The organism is Rhodopila sp., assembly GCF_035548235.1.
GTDB lineage: Bacteria > Pseudomonadota > Alphaproteobacteria > Acetobacterales > Acetobacteraceae > Rhodopila.
The window spans coordinates 1-17481 of the sequence record NZ_DASZTJ010000245.1; the positions used below are offsets into that span (position 1 = coordinate 1).

17 protein-coding genes are annotated in these 17481 nt (G+C 68.9%); 10 read left to right on the forward strand and 7 right to left on the reverse strand.

Annotated features, from left to right (window positions below):
- On the reverse strand, positions 1-1729 hold a 1729-nt coding region (gene recG / locus VHB27_RS19740; RefSeq protein WP_325603742.1), incomplete at its 3' end, for an ATP-dependent DNA helicase RecG.
- Between the two features lie 45 nt (positions 1730-1774).
- Here recG and VHB27_RS19745 point away from each other — a divergent pair.
- Both VHB27_RS19745 and mfd read left to right on the forward strand, forming a co-directional pair.
- A complete protein-coding gene (locus VHB27_RS19745) occupies positions 1775-2059 on the forward strand; it encodes a succinate dehydrogenase assembly factor 2 (RefSeq protein WP_325603744.1) in 285 nt (94 codons plus the stop codon).
- Positions 2056-5520: a transcription-repair coupling factor gene (gene mfd, locus VHB27_RS19750; RefSeq protein WP_325603746.1), complete on the forward strand. Its 3465-nt coding sequence runs from the start codon at positions 2056-2058 to the stop codon at positions 5518-5520. The genes VHB27_RS19745 and mfd overlap by 4 nt, the downstream gene beginning before the upstream one ends.
- A 184-nt stretch (positions 5521-5704) precedes the next feature.
- Here the strand turns inward: mfd and VHB27_RS19755 are convergent, their stop codons facing one another.
- The 3 genes from VHB27_RS19755 to VHB27_RS19765 are packed head-to-tail and all read right to left on the reverse strand — an operon-like array spanning position 5705 to position 6848.
- Positions 5705-5917, reverse strand: a complete 213-nt coding sequence (locus VHB27_RS19755; RefSeq protein WP_325603748.1) for a hypothetical protein — start codon at positions 5915-5917, stop codon at positions 5705-5707.
- A 24-nt stretch (positions 5918-5941) separates the two neighbouring features.
- Positions 5942-6247, reverse strand: a complete 306-nt coding sequence (locus tag VHB27_RS19760; RefSeq protein WP_325603751.1) for a hypothetical protein — start codon at positions 6245-6247, stop codon at positions 5942-5944.
- Between the two features lie 7 nt (positions 6248-6254).
- Positions 6255-6848, reverse strand: a complete 594-nt coding sequence (locus VHB27_RS19765) for an SDH family Clp fold serine proteinase (protein WP_325603795.1) — start codon at positions 6846-6848, stop codon at positions 6255-6257.
- 76 nt (positions 6849-6924) lie between these two features.
- Here VHB27_RS19765 and VHB27_RS19770 point away from each other — a divergent pair, with 76 nt between their 5' ends.
- The 5 genes from VHB27_RS19770 (at position 6925) to VHB27_RS19790 (ending at position 12389) form a co-directional block, all read left to right on the forward strand.
- On the forward strand, positions 6925-8532 hold the full coding sequence (locus tag VHB27_RS19770) for an ABC transporter substrate-binding protein (RefSeq protein ID WP_408904026.1): 1608 nt from the start codon (positions 6925-6927) through the stop codon (positions 8530-8532).
- Between the two features lie 66 nt (positions 8533-8598).
- Positions 8599-9684: a molybdenum ABC transporter ATP-binding protein gene (gene modC, locus VHB27_RS19775; RefSeq protein WP_325603755.1), complete on the forward strand. Its 1086-nt coding sequence runs from the start codon at positions 8599-8601 to the stop codon at positions 9682-9684.
- Entirely contained in the window at positions 9681-10982 is a 1302-nt protein-coding gene (locus VHB27_RS19780) for a class I SAM-dependent RNA methyltransferase (RefSeq protein ID WP_325603757.1), read from the forward strand. The genes modC and VHB27_RS19780 overlap by 4 nt, the downstream gene beginning before the upstream one ends.
- A 37-nt stretch (positions 10983-11019) precedes the next feature.
- Complete coding sequence (locus VHB27_RS19785; protein WP_325603759.1) at positions 11020-11667, forward strand: NUDIX domain-containing protein; 648 nt, start codon at positions 11020-11022, stop codon at positions 11665-11667.
- On the forward strand, positions 11664-12389 hold the full coding sequence (locus tag VHB27_RS19790) for an alanyl-tRNA editing protein (protein WP_325603761.1): 726 nt from the start codon (positions 11664-11666) through the stop codon (positions 12387-12389). Before VHB27_RS19785 ends, VHB27_RS19790 begins: the two co-directional genes overlap by 4 nt.
- 19 nt (positions 12390-12408) lie before the next feature.
- Here VHB27_RS19790 and VHB27_RS19795 read toward each other — a convergent pair whose 3' ends face one another.
- On the reverse strand, positions 12409-13197 hold the full coding sequence (locus VHB27_RS19795) for a maleate cis-trans isomerase family protein (RefSeq protein WP_325603763.1): 789 nt from the start codon (positions 13195-13197) through the stop codon (positions 12409-12411).
- Between the two features lie 114 nt (positions 13198-13311).
- Between VHB27_RS19795 and VHB27_RS19800 the strand changes: the two genes are divergently transcribed.
- Entirely contained in the window at positions 13312-13602 is a 291-nt protein-coding gene (locus tag VHB27_RS19800) for a hypothetical protein (RefSeq protein WP_325603765.1), read from the forward strand.
- Positions 13603-13611: 9 nt separating this feature from the next.
- Here VHB27_RS19800 and VHB27_RS19805 read toward each other — a convergent pair whose 3' ends face one another.
- Both VHB27_RS19805 and aspS read right to left on the reverse strand, forming a co-directional pair.
- Positions 13612-14433, reverse strand: a complete 822-nt coding sequence (locus VHB27_RS19805; RefSeq protein WP_325603767.1) for a cell envelope integrity EipB family protein — start codon at positions 14431-14433, stop codon at positions 13612-13614.
- A gap of 200 nt (positions 14434-14633) precedes the next feature.
- Positions 14634-16430, reverse strand: a complete 1797-nt coding sequence (aspS, locus tag VHB27_RS19810; protein WP_325603769.1) for an aspartate--tRNA ligase — start codon at positions 16428-16430, stop codon at positions 14634-14636.
- Positions 16431-16661: 231 nt separating this feature from the next.
- On the opposite strand from aspS, the gene VHB27_RS19815 reads away from it, so the two are divergent.
- Both VHB27_RS19815 and VHB27_RS19820 read left to right on the forward strand, forming a co-directional pair.
- Complete coding sequence (locus tag VHB27_RS19815) at positions 16662-16802, forward strand: DUF3309 domain-containing protein (RefSeq protein WP_325603771.1); 141 nt, start codon at positions 16662-16664, stop codon at positions 16800-16802.
- A gap of 317 nt (positions 16803-17119) precedes the next feature.
- The gene (locus VHB27_RS19820; RefSeq protein WP_325603773.1) at positions 17120-17476 is read left to right on the forward strand and encodes a cupredoxin domain-containing protein; all 357 of its coding nucleotides are present in this window, start codon (positions 17120-17122) and stop codon (positions 17474-17476) included.
- The last annotated feature ends 5 nt before the right edge of the window (positions 17477-17481 follow it).

Genomic DNA, 17481 nt, shown 5'->3' on the forward strand with positions numbered 1-17481 from the left:
AGAAGCTCTGCTCCGCCCCGCGGCCCACCCGGCCGCGCAGCTGGTGAAGCTGCGCCAGGCCGAACCGTTCGGCGTGCTCGATCACCATCACGCTGGCCTGGGGCACGTCGACCCCGACCTCCACCACCGTGGTCGCGACCAGCAGCCGGATCGTGCCGGCGGCGAAGGCGGCCAGGGCGGCGTCGCGCACCTCCGTCGCCTGCTGGCCGTGCGCCAGGCCGACGCGGTCGCCGAACCGCGCCCGCAGTTCGGTATAGCGGTCGGTGGCGGCGGCGACGTCCAGCACTTCGGACTCCGCCACCAGCGGGCAGACCCAATAGACCTGCGCGCCTTCGTCCAGCTTGCGCGCGATCCCCTCCAGCACCGTCGGCAGCGTGCCCATCGAGTGCAGCGTCGTGCGGATCGGCAGCCGCCCCGCGGGCTTCTCGGTCAGGCGGCTGACGTCCATCTCCCCCCATTGGGTCAGCAGCAGCGTGCGGGGGATGGGCGTCGCGGTCATCACCAGCACGTCCGTCCGCTCGCCCTTGGCGCCCAGGGTCAGCCGCTGGTTGACGCCGAACCGGTGCTGCTCGTCGATCACCGCCAGCGCAAGGTCGCGGTAATCGACCGCGTCCTGGAACAGCGCGTGGGTGCCCACCACGATCTTCAGGCTGCCGTCCTTGAGGCCGCGCAGCAGCCGCGTGCGCTCCTTGCCCTTGATCGAGCCGGTCAGCAGGGCGACGGGCAGCGGGCAGAGCAGGCCGAGCGTCCGGAAATGCTGCTTGGCCAGGACTTCGGTCGGCGCCATCAGGGCGGCCTGCTTGCCGGCCTCCACCGCGCGCAGCATCGCCAGCAGCGCGACCAGCGTCTTGCCGGAGCCGACATCGCCCTGCAGCAGCCGCAGCATCCGGCGCGGCGAGGCCAGGTCGGCGTCGATCTCGGCCAGCGCCCGCATTTGGGACGGCGTCAGCGGATGGCCGAAGCGGCGCAGCGCCTGGTCGCGCAGGTGGGAATCGCCCATCAGCGGCTGGCCCTGGCGGTTGCGCACCCGGCCGCGGATCAGCGCCATCGCCACCTGGCCCGCGAGCAGCTCGTCATAGGCCAGCCGCGCGCGGTGGCGGCGTTCGGGTTCCGCCGCTTCGGGCGCCTGCACGGCGCGCAGCGCATCGAGGAAGGGGGGCCAGCGTTCCCGCCGCAGCAGCGCCGCGTCGTGCCATTCCGGCAGTTCGGGCACCCGCGCCAGCGCCTGGACCATGCCGTTCGCCACCTGGTTCGGCCACAGCCCGGCGGTCAGCGGCCAGACCGGTTCCACCACCGGGACCCGGCTTGCCTGTTCCGCCGGCACCAGGTGGTCCGGGTGCGGCATGGTCAGCCGGTTGTTGAAGACGTCGAGCTTGCCGGACACCACGATGCGCGCGCCGGGCGGGGTTTGCGTCTCTCGCGTGAACTTGAAGAAAACCAGCTCCGCCGTGCCCGTTTCGTCTCGGACGATGATGCGCCAGGGCTGGCGCGACGTCGCCGGCCGTTCATGGCGCACCACCTCGACCGTCAGCGTCGCGACGGTGCCGGGGCGCGCGGCGCGGATCGTCGGCCGCGCGGACCGGTCCAGGTACGATTCGGGCAGGTGGAACAGCAGGTCGATCACCCGCTCGCCGCCCGCGACCTTGGCGATCAGGCGCGCGACGGCGGGTCCTATGCCCCGAAGACTGGTCAGGGGTGCGAAAAGCGGGTCGAGCGGGGCGGGGTTCACGGGCTGACAGCTACCAGAGCGGGCGTTATATGACACTTAGCCAAAATGACCGAATTCGCATCCGCCGAACCGCCCGATGCCGCGGCCGTCCGGCGCCGCCGCCTTTTGTTCCGCGCCACCCATCGCGGCACATATGAGAACGATCTGATGGTCGGCGGTTTCGTGCGCGCGCATGTCGACACGCTGTCCGAAGCCAAGATGGATGCGCTGGAAGCGGTGATGGAGATCCCGGACGACAAGCTGGCCGACTGGCTGACCGGCCGCGCGCCGATCCCCGAGGACGAACAGACGCCGATGCTATTGCGGATGAGAGAGTTTCTGCTGCGATGAGCGACCCGATCAAGGTCTGGGGCGCACCGGAAGGCTGGGACGCCTTCCTGCTGGCGCGCCGCCGGCGCGAGCATGGCGGCAGCGTCGTCCATGTCTGCCGCGACGACACCCGCATGGCCCGGCTGGCCGATGCGCTGGGCTTCGCGATGCCCGAGGCCGAGGTCCTGCGCTTCCCGGCCTGGGACTGCCTGCCGTACGACCGCGTCTCGCCGAACCCCGCGCTGGTGTCGGAACGCATCGCCACGCTGGCGAAGCTGCTGGAGCCGGCGACGGGCCCGCGCATCGTGCTGACCACGGTCAACGCGCTGGTGCAGCGCGTCCCGCCCCGAGCGGTGTTCGCCGGCGCGTCGATGACGCTGCCGGTGAACGGCACGGTGCAGCCCGAACGGCTGGCGCTGTTCCTCGAATCCAACGGCTATGGCCGCGCGGGGACGGTGATGGAGCCGGGGGAGTACGCGATGCGCGGGGGGATCATCGACATCTTCCCCGCCGGCGAACCCGACCCCGTCCGGCTCGACCTGTTCGGCGACACGATCGAGTCGATCCGGACCTTCGACACCGCCAGCCAGCGCAGCGGGCGCAAGCGCGACTCGGTGTCCCTGCGCCCGGTGTCCGAGGTGCCGCTGGACAAGGACTCGATCGCCCGGTTCCGCACCGGCTGGCGCGACCTGTTCGGGCCGGACGCGGCGAAGGACCCGATCTACCTGTCGATCTCCGACGGGCGGCGCCATCCGGGCATGGAGCACTGGGTGCCGCTGTTCCATCAGACGATGGAAAACCTGCTGGATTACCTGCCCGACGCCTCGGTCAGCCTCGACCACCAGGCCAACGAGGTCCTGGAGGCGCGGCTGGAGATGATCGCCGACCATTTCCAGGCGCGCAGAGTCCTGCCGCGCGACGGGGAAGTGCCGTATCGCCCGCTGCCGCCCGCCCAGCTCTACCTGGACCGCGACGGATGGGAGGAGATGCTGGCGTTCGGGCCGGTCGTGGCCTTCAGCCCCTTCGCCAAGCCCGACGCTGCCGGCGGCGTCGACGGCGGCGGCCGGTCGGGGCCGGTGTTCGCGCAGTCGGCCGGCTCCCTCAGCGGGGCCGGCGGGCCGGGCGTCAACGTCTTCGAGCAGTTGCGCAGTCAGACCGAACGCTGGACCGCCGAAGGCCGGCGCGTCGTCATCGCCGGCTGGACCCGCGGCTCCCGCGAGCGGCTGACCAACCTGCTGCGCGAGCACGGGTTCACCGGCGTCGAGCAGGAGGACGACTACGCCGCCGTCCGCCGCAAGCCGGCCGGGTCGGTCTCGGTCGTGGTGCTGGGGATCGAACGCGGCTTCGTCGCCGAACGCCTGGCCCTGGTCGGGGAGCAGGACCTGCTGGGCGAGCGCATCGCCCGCCCCGCCAGGCGCCGCAAGCGCGCCGACCAGTTCATCGCCGAAGCGACCGAGATCGCCGAGGGCGACCTGGTCGTGCACCAGGAATATGGTATCGGCCGTTACGACGGGCTGACCACGCTGCACGTCACCGGCGCGCCGCATGACTGCCTGCGGCTGATCTATGACGGCGGCGAGAAGCTGTTCCTGCCGGTCGAGAACATCGAGGTGCTGTCGCGCTTCGGCAGCGAGACGCAGGGCGTGGCGCTGGACAAGCTGGGCGGCGCCGGCTGGCAGACCCGCAAGGCGCGGATGAAGCAGCGCATCCGCGACATGGCCGGCGAGTTGATCCGCATCGCCGCCGAACGCAGCGTGCGCGACGCCGAAACGCTGGCGCCGCCGGAAGGCAGTTGGGACGAGTTCTGCGCCCGCTTCCCCTTCGCCGAGACCGAGGACCAGGCCCGCGCGATCGCCGACGTGATCGAGGACCTTGCCTCCGGCAAGCCGATGGACCGGCTGATCTGCGGCGATGTCGGCTTCGGCAAGACCGAGGTCGCGCTGCGTGCCGCCTTCGTCGCCGCGATGTCGGGCGCGCAGGTCGCGGTGGTGGTGCCGACGACGCTGCTGTCGCGCCAGCATTACCGGACGTTCGCCGCGCGCTTCGCCGGCTTCCCGGTCAAGGTCGCGCAATTGTCGCGCATGGTGACGGCGAAGGAAGCCAACGACGTCCGCAAGGGCCTGGCCAGCGGCGACATCAACGTCATCGTCGGCACCCATGCGGTGCTGGCGAAGTCGGTGCAGTTCAGCGACCTGGGCCTGCTGATCGTCGACGAGGAGCAGCATTTCGGCGTCGCGCACAAGGAACGGCTGAAACAACTGAAGGCCGACGTGCATGTGCTGACGCTGACCGCGACGCCGATCCCGCGCACGTTGCAGCTTGCGCTGACCGGGGTGCGGGCGATGTCGATCATCGCCACGCCGCCGGTCGACCGGCTGGCGGTGCGCACCTTCATCATGCCGTTCGATTCGGTGGTCATCCGCGAGGCGCTGCAGCGCGAACGCTTCCGCGGCGGGCAGGTGTTCTGCGTGGTGCCGCGGATCGAGGACCTGGGCCGCATGGCCGAACGCCTGCACGAGATCGTTCCGGACGCGCGCCTGGTGCAGGCGCATGGGCGGCTGTCGCCGACGGAGCTGGAACGGGTGATGACGGAGTTCGGCGACGGGAAATACGACATCCTGTTGTCGACCAATATCGTCGAAAGCGGGTTGGACATGCCGGCGGTGAACACGCTGGTCATCCACCGCGCCGACATGTTCGGCCTGGGCCAGCTCTATCAGCTGCGCGGGCGGGTGGGGCGCGGCAAGCAGCGTGGCTATGCCTATCTGACCTGGCCGCTGAACCACAAGCTATCCGTTGCAGCCGAGAAACGGCTGACCGTGATGCAGACGCTGGACGCGCTGGGCGCGGGCTTCACTCTGGCTTCACACGACCTCGACATCCGCGGCGCCGGCAACCTGCTGGGCGACGAGCAGTCGGGCCATATCCGCGAAGTCGGGATCGAGCTGTACCAGCAGATGCTGGAGGACGCGGTCTCGGACATCCGCGCCGGCGACGGCAGCGGCGGCAACCAGGGCCGGGACTGGACGCCGAACATCTCGCTGGGCCTGCCGGTGCTGATCCCCGAGACCTATGTGCCCGACCTGCCGGTGCGGCTGGGCCTTTATCGCCGCATCGGCGCGCTGGCGTCGGATGCGGAAACCGACGCGATGCTGGCGGAGCTGGTCGATCGCTTCGGCAAGGTGCCGCCCGAGGTGGAGAACCTGCTGGGCGTGGTCGCGCTGAAACGCATCTGCCGCGAGGCCGGCGTGGAAAAGGTCGATGCCGGGCCGAAGGGCATGGTGGTGACGTTCCGGGGGAACGCGTTCGCCAACCCGTCCGGGTTGGTGCGCTGGCTGAACAGCAAGGGCGGCTTCGTGAAGCTGCGGCCGGACCACAAGCTGGCGATCGTGCGCGACATGGACGTCATGACGCGGCTGAAGTTTGCGCGTGATACGATCGGGGCGCTGAACCAGATCCAGAAGCAGGCGCAGGCGGCTTGATTTCGCGCGCGGGAAAGCCCGGCGATGTCGTCGCCTGGATGAACTGGTCGGCGTTTAGTCGGCGCGCTTGGGTACCTCCCGCCATCGCTAAGCTCTTTGACCGTCCGTGATCGATTGAACCCGGTTCGCCAAGCGGGCGCCTATGTCGTGCGGGAGTTGCAAAAAGCGCACCGGCGTCAGGATATCAATAAAGGACCATATATGATCCAGGCTTGCGCAGCTTCTTCTCATCCAGGCTTGACCGGTCGTCCACGATCAGGCGCCTTCCACTGTAAGGCGAGACCTGAATCGCTGTTGGCGCAACAGCTCTTGGCGCCTTGGCTCCCACGATCAACTCGTCCCGGTTGACCCTCTGATTTTTTTTCAGGAGGGCATCGATATCCAGCTTTTTAACCATCGATCTCCCCTTAGGCTTCGACCATCAACGGTTCATAGCCCATTCGCGTCTGTACCACGCTTCTGTGGCCCATGCGAGACATGAAATCCGACAGCAACCCATGGTAGCTTCGTATTTTTTATGCATATCGGGATTGGTGCCAAAATCGTCCACCTTCAATTTTACCTCGGTGGTCAGCTTCTCCATATTTATTCCATAGCCATGTGAATTCCATAGCCTGACATCATTTAGCTTGTCAGCAATCTCTTTCGCGCGGCGCTTCTTCATGGATTCCGTGACTTTCTGTTTCTTTGTTTCTGTCGTGCTCCAATCCTTGAATTTGTACTTCACTAACCATTCATTGCAGCAATGAGCGTGATAGATCGCGCGCCTGCTCATAAGCGTAAAGTTTTGTTTGATCAAAACTCAGTAAAAGCTGCATCTCGGCCGTGCTCAGTCTTCCTTTCTGACCCTTGGCGAGAAGCTTCTGATATTGAATGAGATAACCCAAGGCGGGGACGAGGTTGCCGTCTTGGTCCGGTATCTGAGGGTCAATAGGACCAAGGACGGAATAATAATCCATCAAGATCGCATCACCGGACATGGCTAGAATCGTTCCTGCCGACATCGCGTGGCCGGGAATCAGAAAATCTACTGTTTTGTAATGATGTCGGACGATGTCCGAGATTTTCCGTGCTGTCTCGGCAAATCCGCCGGGGGTCTCAAGAATGAATATCAGACGGCCCTTTTTGCGATCGATGCTTTCGACGGCATCTCTTATGGCCTGATCGACGCCAAATGTTATCGGCCCTACGTAGGTCAGGACGTCACCATGGGGTTCCTGACCATACGGTCGCCCTCTTATCGGAGAAGGGTTAACCGATCCCCAAAGAAGACGCCGATGCGGCGTTCGAGCCGAGGAAACGCGTCGCCGCTTGCGCAGGCCACGGATTTCCGGTCATCCTCGGCGTGGAGGAATCGTGCTGCACAGGCCGGCACGCCGGCCGATCGGAGTGTCTTGACCCATGCTGAAACGCCGCACGCTGCTCGCCACCTCCGCCGCCGCGCTCGCCGCGCCCGGCATCGCCGCCACGCCCGCCCTTGCCGCGCCCGGCGCGGCCGCCCCGGGCAAGCGGGTGCTGAAATTCATCCCGCAATCCGACCTCGCCGTGCTCGATCCCTGCTGGACCACGGCCTATGTCACCCGCAACCACGGCTTCATGGTGTTCGACACGCTGTACGGCCAGGCAAGCGACTACAAGATGTCGCCGCAGATGGCCGCCGGGCATGACGTGTCGGCGGACGGCAAGACCTGGACCATCACGCTGCGCGACGGGCTGCTGTTCCATGACGGCAGCAAGGTGCTGGCCAAGGATTGCGTGATGTCGATCCAGCGCTGGGGCAAGCGCGACAGCTTCGGCCAGACGCTGATGGCAGCCACCGACGAGTTGTCCGCCAAGGACGACAAGACCCTGGTGTTCCGCCTCAAGCGCCCGTTCCCCCTGCTGCCCGACGCGCTCGGCAAGACCGGCAGCATGATGTGTCCGATCATGCCGGAGCGGCTGGCCAAGACCGACCCGTTCACGCAGATCACCGAGATGGTGGGCAGCGGCCCGTATCGTTTCATCGCCAACGAACACGTGCCGGGCTCGTTGATCGTCTATGAGCGCTTCGAGAAGTACCAGCCGCTCAAGACCGGCACGCCCAGCTTCACGGCGGGGCCGAAGATCGTCCATTTCGACCGCGTCGAATGGCACGTGATCCCCGACGCCGCCACCGCCGGCGCGGCGCTGCAGGCAGGCGAGATGGACTGGTGGGAGCAGCCGCCCAGCGATTACCTGCCGTTGTTCAAGCGCGGCGGAAAGCTCTCGGTCAGCATCCAGGACCCCACCGGGCTGATCGGCTGCATGCGGCCGAACTTCCTCTATCCGCCGTTCGACAACGTGGCGTTCCGCCGCGCGCTGCTGCCGGCGATCAACCAGACGGACTACATGACCGCCGCCGCCGGCACCGATCCGTCGCTGTGGCACGTCCCGGTCGGCGTGTTCTGCCCCGGCACGCCGATGGCGAACGACGTCGACCTCAACCTGCTCACCGGCGCGCACGATCCGGACGCGGTGAAGAAGGCGATCCAGGCCTCGGGCTACAAGGGCGAGAAAGTGGTGGCCCTGGTGGCCACCGACCAGCCGGCGATCAAGGCGGCGGGCGAGGTCGGCGTCGCGATGATGCAGTCGGTCGGCATCAACGTCGACGACGTGGAGACCGACTGGGGCACGGTCGTGCAGCGCCGCACCTCGAAAGCGGCGCCCGACAAGGGCGGGTGGAACGTGTTCTTCACCTATTGGTCGGGGATGGACATGTTCAACCCCGCGGTCGACACCTCGATCCGCGGCAACGGTCCCAACGGCTGGCTCGGCTGGCTGGAGGCGCCGAAGCTGGAGCAACTGCGCGACGCCTGGATCCAGGCCCCGGACGTCCCGACCCAGCAGAAGATCGCGCGCGAGATCCAGGCGGCGTTCTTCGACATCCTGCCCTACTACCCGCTGGGCCAGCTTCTCCAGCCCACCGCGTACAGCAAGTCCATCACCGGCATTCCCTTCGGCTTCGTGCAGTTCTGGAACGTCAAGCGCGCCTGACGCGGTCGATGGCGCCGGCGTCCGTGATGCGGTAGCGGTAGTCCCAGCAACCACCGCCGCAGCCGCATGACCCTCTCCGTCGCCCTGACCCATCGTTTTCCGGACCTGGCGCTCGACATCGCGTTCCAGGCCCCGACGGCGGCGGTCACCGTCGTCTTCGGGCCGTCCGGATGCGGCAAGTCGACGCTGCTCGCCGCCATCGCCGGGCTGCTGGAGGCCGATGCCTGCACCGTCGATCTCGACGGGCTGCGCCTGTCGGACCTGCCCGCCGAACGCCGGCGGGTCGGCTTCGTCTTCCAGGACGCCCGGCTGTTCCCCCACATGACCGTGGCGGCCAACCTGCGCTATGGCCAGCGCCGCTTCACCGGCAACGGTGCCCACCAGAGCGGCGGCAACGGGATCGGCTTCGACGACATCGTCAGCCTGCTGGACATCGCGCCCCTGCTGGGCCGCCGCCCGGTGCATCTGTCGGGCGGCGAACGCCAGCGGGTCGCGATCGGCCGCGCCTTGCTCGCCCAGCCGCGCCTGCTGCTGATGGATGAGCCGCTGGCCAGCCTCGACGGCCCGCGCAAGGCCGAGATCCTGCCCTACCTGACCGGGGTCAAGGCCGGCCTGAAACTGCCGATCGTCTATGTCACGCACGCGCCGGACGAAGTCGCGCGCCTCGCCGACTGGCTGGTGCTGCTGGAAGGCGGCCGCGTCATCGCCAGCGGCGCGCTGGAGGCCGTGACCTCCCGCGGCGACCTGCCGTTCGGCCAGCGCGACGACGCCGGTTCGGTGCTGAGCATGACCGTCGCCCGGCATGACCCCGCGCGCCAGCTTTCGATCCTGCGGGCGCGGGAGACGGAGTTGGTCGTGCCGACCGTCGCCCGGCCGGAGGGGACGGCGCTGCGGGTGCGGATTCCCGCGCGGGAAGTGATCATGGCGCGGGAGGTGCCGAAGGCGATCAGCATCCACAACGCCGTCGCGGGCACGGTCCGAGCGGTGACCAGCGATCCGGCGCGGCGGGCGGCGCTGGTGGAACTGGCCTTGCCGGACGGGACGCTGCTGGCGCGGATCACCCCCGACGCCGTCCAGCACCTGGGGCTGACCGCCGGCACGCCGGCGCTCGCCTTGGTCAAATCGGTCGCCGTCGAGGTCCTGGCGCCGTGAAGCCGGCGCGCAAGGCGACGCCTCCGCCCGAGACCGTGACGATCGAGCGCATCGGCGCGGAGGGCGACGGCGTCGCGCACCTCGCCGGCGGGGCGCCCGTCTATGCCCGCCTGACGCTGCCCGGCGAGACCGCGCGGCTGCGGCCGCTGCGTCCGCGCGGCGATGGGTGGGTGGCCGAGGCGGAGGCGATCGAGACCGCCAGCCCCGATCGCGCGGCGCCGCCTTGCGGGCATTTCGGCCGGTGCGGCGGCTGCGCGCTGCAGCATTGGGCGGACGCGCCCTATCGCGCGTGGAAGGCCGGCCTGGTCGCCTTCGCCCTGCGCCGCGCCGGGTTCTCGCCGCCCGATCCGCTGCCCTTCCGCCACGGCCTGCCCGGCGAGCGCCGGCGCATGGATTTCGCCGCGCGGCGCATCGGCCGGCGGATCGTGCTGGGGCTGCACGCGGCCGGATCGGCGGAGGTCGAGGACCTGGCCGGCTGCCTGGTGCTGCATCCCGCGCTGCAGGCGCTGCTGCCGCCGCTGCGGACGCTGTTCGCCGCGTTGTCGGCGCTGCGGCGGGAGGGGTCGGCCATCGTCAACCTGCTCGACGCCGGTCCCGACCTGCTGCTGCGCACCGACGGGCCGCCGACCCTGGACGACCGGACGGCCCTGGCGCAATTCGCCGCGGATCACGGCCTGCCGCGCGTCGCCCACGCCGAACGGGGCAACGAGCCGGAGACGATCGCGCTGCTGCGCCCGGCCGCCACGACGCTGTCCGGCGTCGCCGTCCGGCCGCCGCCCGGCGCCTTCCTGCAGGCGACCGAGGCCGGGGAGCAGGCCATCGTGGAGGCCGTCCTGGCCGGGGTGCCGGAGAAACCGACCGGACGCGCGCGGATCGCGGAACTCTATGCCGGATGCGGCACGCTGACCTTCGCCCTGGCCCGGCGCGCGCGGGTGACGGCGTGGGAGGGCGACGCGTCGGCGTTCGGCGCGCTGCGGCAGGCGGTCAACCAGGGCGGATTGGCGGGGCAGGTGGAGCCGGTGGCGCGGGACCTGGCGGTCCAGCCGGTCTCGGCCAAGGAACTGGGGGCGTATGCCGCCGTGGTGCTCGACCCGCCGCACGCGGGGGCGGCGGCGCAGATCGGGCAGGTCGCGGCGTCGGGGGTGAAGACGGTGATCTATGTCAGCTGCAACCCCGCCTCGCTCGGGCGCGACGCGCGGGTGCTGCAGGGCGCCGGCTATCGCCTCCGCGCCGTCACCGCCATCGACCAGTTCCTCTATTCCGCCCGGGTCGAGAGCGTTTCGGTGTTCGCGCGGTGAATTGCCGTGGCTCCGGCCGCGCCTTACAACGCGGCGCATGGCGAACCGCACCCCTCGGCCGATCCCCGCGCATCCGGACGTGATCATCGATGCCGAGCGCCGGGCGTGGTCGGGACGGTTCCCGCTGGACGTGGTGACGTTCCGCAACCGCCGCTTCGACGGCGCGCTGTCCGCGCCCCACACGTGGGAGGTCTGGCGGCGCGGCCAGGCGGTGGCGATGCTGCCCTATGACCCCGCCGCGGATGCCGTGGTGCTGATCGAGCAGTTCCGCCTGCCGGCCCTGGTCGCGGGCCTCGACCCCGTGCTGGTCGAATGCCCCGCGGGCCTGCTGGAGGAGAACGAGGACCCCGAGGCCGCGATGGCGCGCGAGCTTCAGGAGGAGATGGGGCTGACGGCGGACCGGATGGAGCGTGTCGGGAACTACATCCTCAGCGCCGGTGGCGCGGACGAGGTCTGCCTGCTTTATGCCGGCCGGGTGGACGCGCCGCTGGCCGATGGCGCCGGGCTGGCCGGCGCGTTCGGCCTGGCGGCGGAGAACGAGGATATCCGCGTCCGCGTCTGGCCGGCCGACAAGGCCATCGCCGCAGCGCTGGCGGGACGGATCACCAACGTGATCGCCGCGCTGGCGCTGTTCTGGCTGGCCTCGCAGCGTGACCGGCTGCGGGCGGAATGGAGAACGACATGACCGAACGGCTGTTCCAGGACGATTCCTATCTCAAGACCACGACGGCGACGGTGGTCAGCGCGGGGCCGGAAGGCGTCGTGCTGGACCGCACCGTGTTCTATGCCCGCGGCGGCGGCCAGCCGGGCGATACCGGCGTGCTGCGCTGGCCGGGCGGGGAAATGGTCGTCGCCGATGCCATCAAGGGCGAGGGCGCGGCCATCCTGCACGTGCCGGCGCCGGACGCGGCGCTGCCTCCGGCCGGTTCGGTGGTCGAGGCGACGATCGACTGGGACCGCCGGCACCGGCTGATGCGCATGCACACGACGCTGCACCTGCTGTGCAGCCTGATCAAGGGCGCGGCGGTGACGGGCGGTTCGGTGGGCGCGGACAAGTCGCGCCTGGACTTCGACCTGCCGAACCCGCCGCCCAAGGAGGAGATCGAGGCGGCGCTGAACGCACTGATCGCCGCCGATCACCCGGTGCGGATCGAGTGGGTCGACGAATCGGTGCTGGACACCGATCCCGGCCTTGTCCGCACCATGTCGGTCCAGCCGCCCCGCGGCTCCGGCCGGCTGCGGCTGATGCGGATTGGCCAAGGGGATGGGCAAGGGGATGGTCTCGTGGACCTGCAGCCCTGCGGCGGCACGCATGTGGCGCGGACGGGGGAGATCGGCCCGATGCGGGTGCAGAAGATCGAGAACAAGGGCAGGCAGAACCGGCGGATCACCATCGTTCCGGGGTGAAGGGGGCGGCGACCCCCGTCTACAACCCCAGCCCGAACAGCCGTCCCCAGCCCTTGACCCGGCTCGGATCGACCCCGGCCAGGCGGAGGCTCTTCCACACCGCCGTCGCGATCGTGTCATAGACGGGGATGCCGGTTTCCCGTTCCAGCGCCTCCACCAGCCCGGCCGAGGGCAGGTTCGTGCAGATCACGCCGATCGCGTCCGGTTTCTCCGCCGCCGCCGAACGGATCATGGAGGCCAGGCGGTCGGGCGGCACCTCGGCGAAGGCGTAGTTGTCCTGGATCCCCAGGCCCGGCTCGCCGACGCAGGCGATCCCCAGGGCGGCGTAGTTGGCGATGATCCGCTGCTGCACCGGCGCGATATAGGGCGTCACCAGTCCGAACCGCTTCACGCCCGTCGCCGCCAGCACCTCGTTCAGCGCCAGCATCGAGGTCGCGGCCTTGATCCCGGTCGCCGCCGCGATCCTGCGGCAAAGCCGTTCATCCGTCGCGAATCCCAGCCAGCCGGCCGATGTGCCGTTCCACGCGATCGTATGGACCTTGGCATGCGCCAGCATCTCGGCCGCCGCCAGGATGGCGGTGTCGTCGAACTGCGCGAGCGCATCGCCGGTCAGCGCGATCTCGGTCACGCGGAACCGGCCGAAATGCGCCGTCACGCCAGGCAGGCCGCTCACCATGGCGGCGGTGACCGGCTCCAGCGTCGTGTTCGAGGACGGGGTCAGCATTCCCAGGCGGACGCGGCCTGGCTGGATGCGATCCGGCTGGACGCGATCCGGCTGGGTGGGGGGTGGGCGGATTGGGTCGGTCATGGCCGCCAAACTGGCATGCGCCGCCGGGCCGGTGAAGCCGTCCGGCGAACCCGACCGCGGTCCGCTCGTTCAGGCCTGAACCGGCCCTTCAGCGCGCCGGATGGGAAGGACCCGATGTCTGATCACAAAGATCGCATGCGCGACGAGGCGCTGCGCGACACATTCCCCGCCAGCGATCCGCCGGCCAATTCCGGGATCACCGGGACGGGAGGCCTCGACGGACGGCCGACGAAGCCGTTGGGAACGCCGCCCAAGCGGCCGTCGCACAAGCGCGCGATCTATGAGCGTCCCACCGGAACGCCGGACTCGGACCGCCACGCGACCGAGACCGCGCATCAGTGGGAGCACCACGGCGAGGAGCCGAGGGAGCACCACGGCGAGGAGCGCGCCCGCCGCCGCCCCTGATCCCCGGGGTCAGCAGCGCTTCGGCTGCGGGGCGAACTCCTTGAGCTTGGCGTTCATGACGAAGTCGCCGAAATCCATCGTCATGTTGTCGGCGACGCCGTTCTCCCAGTACCGCATGGTGACCTCGTAGGTCGGCATCATCGACTTCACGTCATGATCGAAGAACGAGATGTGGACCCGCGCGCTCGGCAGGGCCGACAGGACCGGATAGGCCGTGTGCATCGGCGGCTTCTGGTCGAGGGCGATGATGAAGCTGTCCTCGACCCCGTTCTCGTCGGTGCCGTCGAACAGCGGCAGGTTCAGGAAGCGCTGGTTGTGCAAGGCGGCGGCCAGCAGGGTTTCGGTATGCGCCATCGGGAACACCGTGCCGGCGGGGAGCGGCACGGTCTTGTCCTTGGGCAGGGTGTAGTGCACCTCGCCTGGACCCCCGGCCTTGGTCAGCGTCGCCTCGCCGTCGGTCTGGCTGCTGACGGCGGTATCGGTGGTCTGGCGCATGTGGAAGCGGAATTTCAGCCCGTTCTTGGCCTCCCACGTGGCGTAGTCGGACGCCATCTCGATCTCCTGCCCGTCGGCGTTGGTGACCGTCATGCGCAGCCGCTGTTCGCTGGTCCAGCCGTCGCAGGCGTCCGCCACCGCGTATCCCATGGTGCCGTGGGCGGCGATCACGTCCTGGCTTTTCGCCCGTGCCAGCGTCAGCGTGTAGAGGGCGCGATGGGCGAGCATGGCGGATGGCGGCAGCGCGGCGGGCGGGGGCGTGTTCGCCGCGACAGCCGGCGGGCCGGCGAGGGCGCCGGTCATGAGCAGCGCGGTCAGCGCGGCGGAAAGACGCATGAAGAACTCCAATACATGAGGGCGGGGGGCATGAGGGCGGCCGCGTCCGTTCGTCCGGTCACCGGACGGCGGTCGGAAAGGGCTGGCAGGCACGGCGGCGTCCGGCAGTGACGAACATCACGCCTGGACGTTAGGGCGCGCGGTGGCTGTCTTGGAAGAGCACGGACGCGTTTTTGATGGTCCGCCCGCGAGATTCCGGATCAGCCGCCGCTGGGTTTCGGCTTCGCCGGCGGCAGGTCGATCTTCAGCGACAGCTCTTTCAGCCGGGCGGGGGTGATCTCGGCGGGGGCGCCCATCAGCAGGTCCTCGCCCTGCTGGTTCAGCGGGAACAGGATCACCTCGCGGATATTCGGCTCGTCGGCCAGCAGCATCACCATGCGGTCGATGCCGGGCGCCGACCCGCCGTGCGGCGGGGCACCGAAGCGGAACGCGTTCAGCATGCCGCCGAACCGGGCCTCGACGTCCGCGGCGGAATAGCCGGCGATCTCGAAGGCGCGGACCATGACGTCGGGGCGGTGGTTGCGGATCGCGCCGGACGACAATTCGATACCGTTGCAGACGATATCATACTGGTAGGCCTTGATCGTCAGCGGGTCCTGGGTGTTCAGCGCCTCCAGCTCGCCTTGCGGCATGCTGAACGGGTTGTGGCTGAAATCGACCTGGCCGGTTTCCTCGTTCAGCTCGTACATCGGGAAGTCGGTGACCCAGCAGAACTTGAACGCACCTTGCTCCAGCAGGCCGAGTTCCTCGCACAGGCGGCTGCGGACGGCGCCGGCGAACTTGGGGGCGCTGTCTTTCTTGCCGGCGACGAAGAACACGGCATCGCCCGGCTGCACCCCGGCGGCGGCGCGGATCGCCTCGGCGCGGTCGGCTTCCAGGTTGCGGGCGATCGGGCCCTTCGGCCCGTCCGCGTCATAGATGATATAGCCCAGGCCGCCCTGGCCCTCGGCCTTCGCCCAGTCGTTCAGCTTGTCGAAGAAGCTGCGCGGCTGGCTGGCCGCGCCCGGCGCGGGGATGGCGCGCACGACGCCGCCCGAGGCGGCAATGCGGGCGAACAACCCGAAGCCGGACCCGGCATAGTGCTCGGTCACGTCGCTGATCAGGATCGGGTTGCGCAGGTCGGGCTTGTCCGACCCGTACCGCAGCATCGCCGTGTCGTACGGGATGCGCGGGAAGGGGGGCTTGGTGACGCTGCGGTCGCCGGCGAACTCCTCGAACACGCCGGCGATGACGGGCTCGATCGTGTTGAACACGTCCTCCTGCGTCACGTAGCTCATTTCGAAGTCGAGCTGGTAGAACTCGCCCGGGCTGCGGTCCGCTCGGCTGGCTTCGTCGCGGAAGCAGGGCGCGATCTGGAAATACCGGTCGAAGCCTGCGACCATCAGCAACTGCTTGAACTGCTGCGGGGCCTGGGGCAGGGCATAGAACTTGCCGGGATGCAGCCGGGCAGGGACCAGGAAGTCGCGGGCGCCTTCGGGGGACGACGCGGTCAGGATCGGCGTCTGGTATTCCAGGAACCCGGCCTCGATCATCCGCCGCCGGACCGAGGTGATCACCTGGCTGCGCAGCACCATGTTCTTGTGCAGCTTCTCCCGCCGCAGGTCGATGAAGCGGTATTTCAGGCGGATGTCCTCGGGGAACTTCTCGTCGCCGGCGACCTGCATGGGCAGGACCTCGGCGGCCGACTGGACCACCATCTCGGCGACCCGCAATTCCACCTCGCCGGTCGGCAGCCTGGGGTTCACCGTCCCGGCCTCCCGCATCACCACCTGGCCGGTGACGGTGACGACGCTTTCCGGGCGCACCGCGTCGGCCGCGGCGAAGGCGGGGGAGCCGGCGGCGAAGACGCACTGGGTGATGCCGTAATGGTCGCGCAGGTCGATGAACAGCAACCCGCCATGGTCGCGCTTGGCGTGGACCCAGCCGGAGAGGCGGGCGGTCTGGCCGGCATCGGCCCCGCGCAGGGCGGCACAGGTGTGCGTCCGGTAGGCATGCATCGTCTGGTATCCCGAGGGTCTTGAAAGGCGTTTTGCCAGGGGTGGCGCTCAGGGGCGGCACACAAGCCCCGCCCCGTCGGCCAAGTCAAGCCGGTTCGACCGGCCCCCGCGCGCGTCCGCCCGGGCCCGCACGGGGAGGGGATCACGTTAAGGCGCGAATCCGACCGGTCCTGAAACGCTCACGCCTGCCGAATGTTCAGGGGCCTTCGCAGCTTGTCCGGGGGATGGTTCATGAACCTCGTTATCATTCTTATCGTTCTGCTTCTGCTGTTCGGCGGGGGCGGCTTTTATTATGGCGGTCCCTATGTCGGCGGCGGCCTGGGCACGATCCTGCTGATCGTCCTGATCGTGGTGCTGCTCAGGGGAATATGACCCGGGGATATGACCCGGGGACATGACCCGGGGACATGACCTGGGGAGCATGATTCGGGGACCATGATCCGGGGGATGTGAACCCGGTGGAGATGGCGGGGAAGGCATGGCGGGACGTCCAGGCCGGCCGGACCAGGCGTTCGCCGATGAAGCCGCCGGCCTGGGCGCTTGGGGAGCGCAGCCCGCTGCCGGCCGCATCGGCCTTCCGGTCTGCCGGCACGTGGCTGGGGGTTCGTTCGTCTCTGTCCGCGAATGAGTTGCAATAGCGTTTCCGACCCTCTACGCTGCGCGGCATCGGTCGGAACGAAGGGCGACGCATGAGGCAGTTTCCGGGCGGCTTGGACCGGGTGGTCATGGCTGCCGTATTTGCAGTTGGTTTCGGCGGGATCGGGACAGCCCGGGCCGATGACGTGCCGCGCTTCGACCTGATTTTGAAGGACCACAAGTTCACGCCGGCCGAGCTTCACATCCCCTCGGGGAAGCGGGCCGACCTGCACGTCCACAACCAGGACAATACGGCCGAGGAGTTCGATTCGTCCGCCCTGAAGGTGGAAAAGGTGATCCCTGCCGGCGCCTCGGCCGTGGTCCGTCTCCGTCCACTTGCGCCGGGCCGGTTTCCGTTCATGGGCGAGTTCCATCCCCAGACGGCGCGGGGCGTCGTCGTCGCCGAGTAAAGTCG

What these genes read in the sequence shown, in the direction of transcription:
- VHB27_RS19745 (WP_325603744.1), top strand. Translation starts at nt 1,775, where the DNA reads ATGACCGAATTCGCATCCGCCGAACCGCCCGATGCCGCGGCCGTCCGG.
- mfd (WP_325603746.1), top strand. Translation starts at nt 2,056, where the DNA reads ATGAGCGACCCGATCAAGGTCTGGGGCGCACCGGAAGGCTGGGACGCC.
- VHB27_RS19755 (WP_325603748.1), bottom strand. Translation starts at nt 5,917, where the DNA reads ATGGTTAAAAAGCTGGATATCGATGCCCTCCTGAAAAAAAATCAGAGG.
- modC (WP_325603755.1), top strand. Translation starts at nt 8,599, where the DNA reads ATGACCCTCTCCGTCGCCCTGACCCATCGTTTTCCGGACCTGGCGCTC.
- VHB27_RS19785 (WP_325603759.1), top strand. Translation starts at nt 11,020, where the DNA reads ATGGCGAACCGCACCCCTCGGCCGATCCCCGCGCATCCGGACGTGATC.
- VHB27_RS19790 (WP_325603761.1), top strand. Translation starts at nt 11,664, where the DNA reads ATGACCGAACGGCTGTTCCAGGACGATTCCTATCTCAAGACCACGACG.
- VHB27_RS19795 (WP_325603763.1), bottom strand. Translation starts at nt 13,197, where the DNA reads ATGACCGACCCAATCCGCCCACCCCCCACCCAGCCGGATCGCGTCCAG.
- VHB27_RS19800 (WP_325603765.1), top strand. Translation starts at nt 13,312, where the DNA reads ATGTCTGATCACAAAGATCGCATGCGCGACGAGGCGCTGCGCGACACA.
- VHB27_RS19805 (WP_325603767.1), bottom strand. Translation starts at nt 14,433, where the DNA reads ATGCGTCTTTCCGCCGCGCTGACCGCGCTGCTCATGACCGGCGCCCTC.
- aspS (WP_325603769.1), bottom strand. Translation starts at nt 16,430, where the DNA reads ATGCATGCCTACCGGACGCACACCTGTGCCGCCCTGCGCGGGGCCGAT.
- VHB27_RS19815 (WP_325603771.1), top strand. Translation starts at nt 16,662, where the DNA reads ATGAACCTCGTTATCATTCTTATCGTTCTGCTTCTGCTGTTCGGCGGG.
- VHB27_RS19820 (WP_325603773.1), top strand. Translation starts at nt 17,120, where the DNA reads ATGAGGCAGTTTCCGGGCGGCTTGGACCGGGTGGTCATGGCTGCCGTA.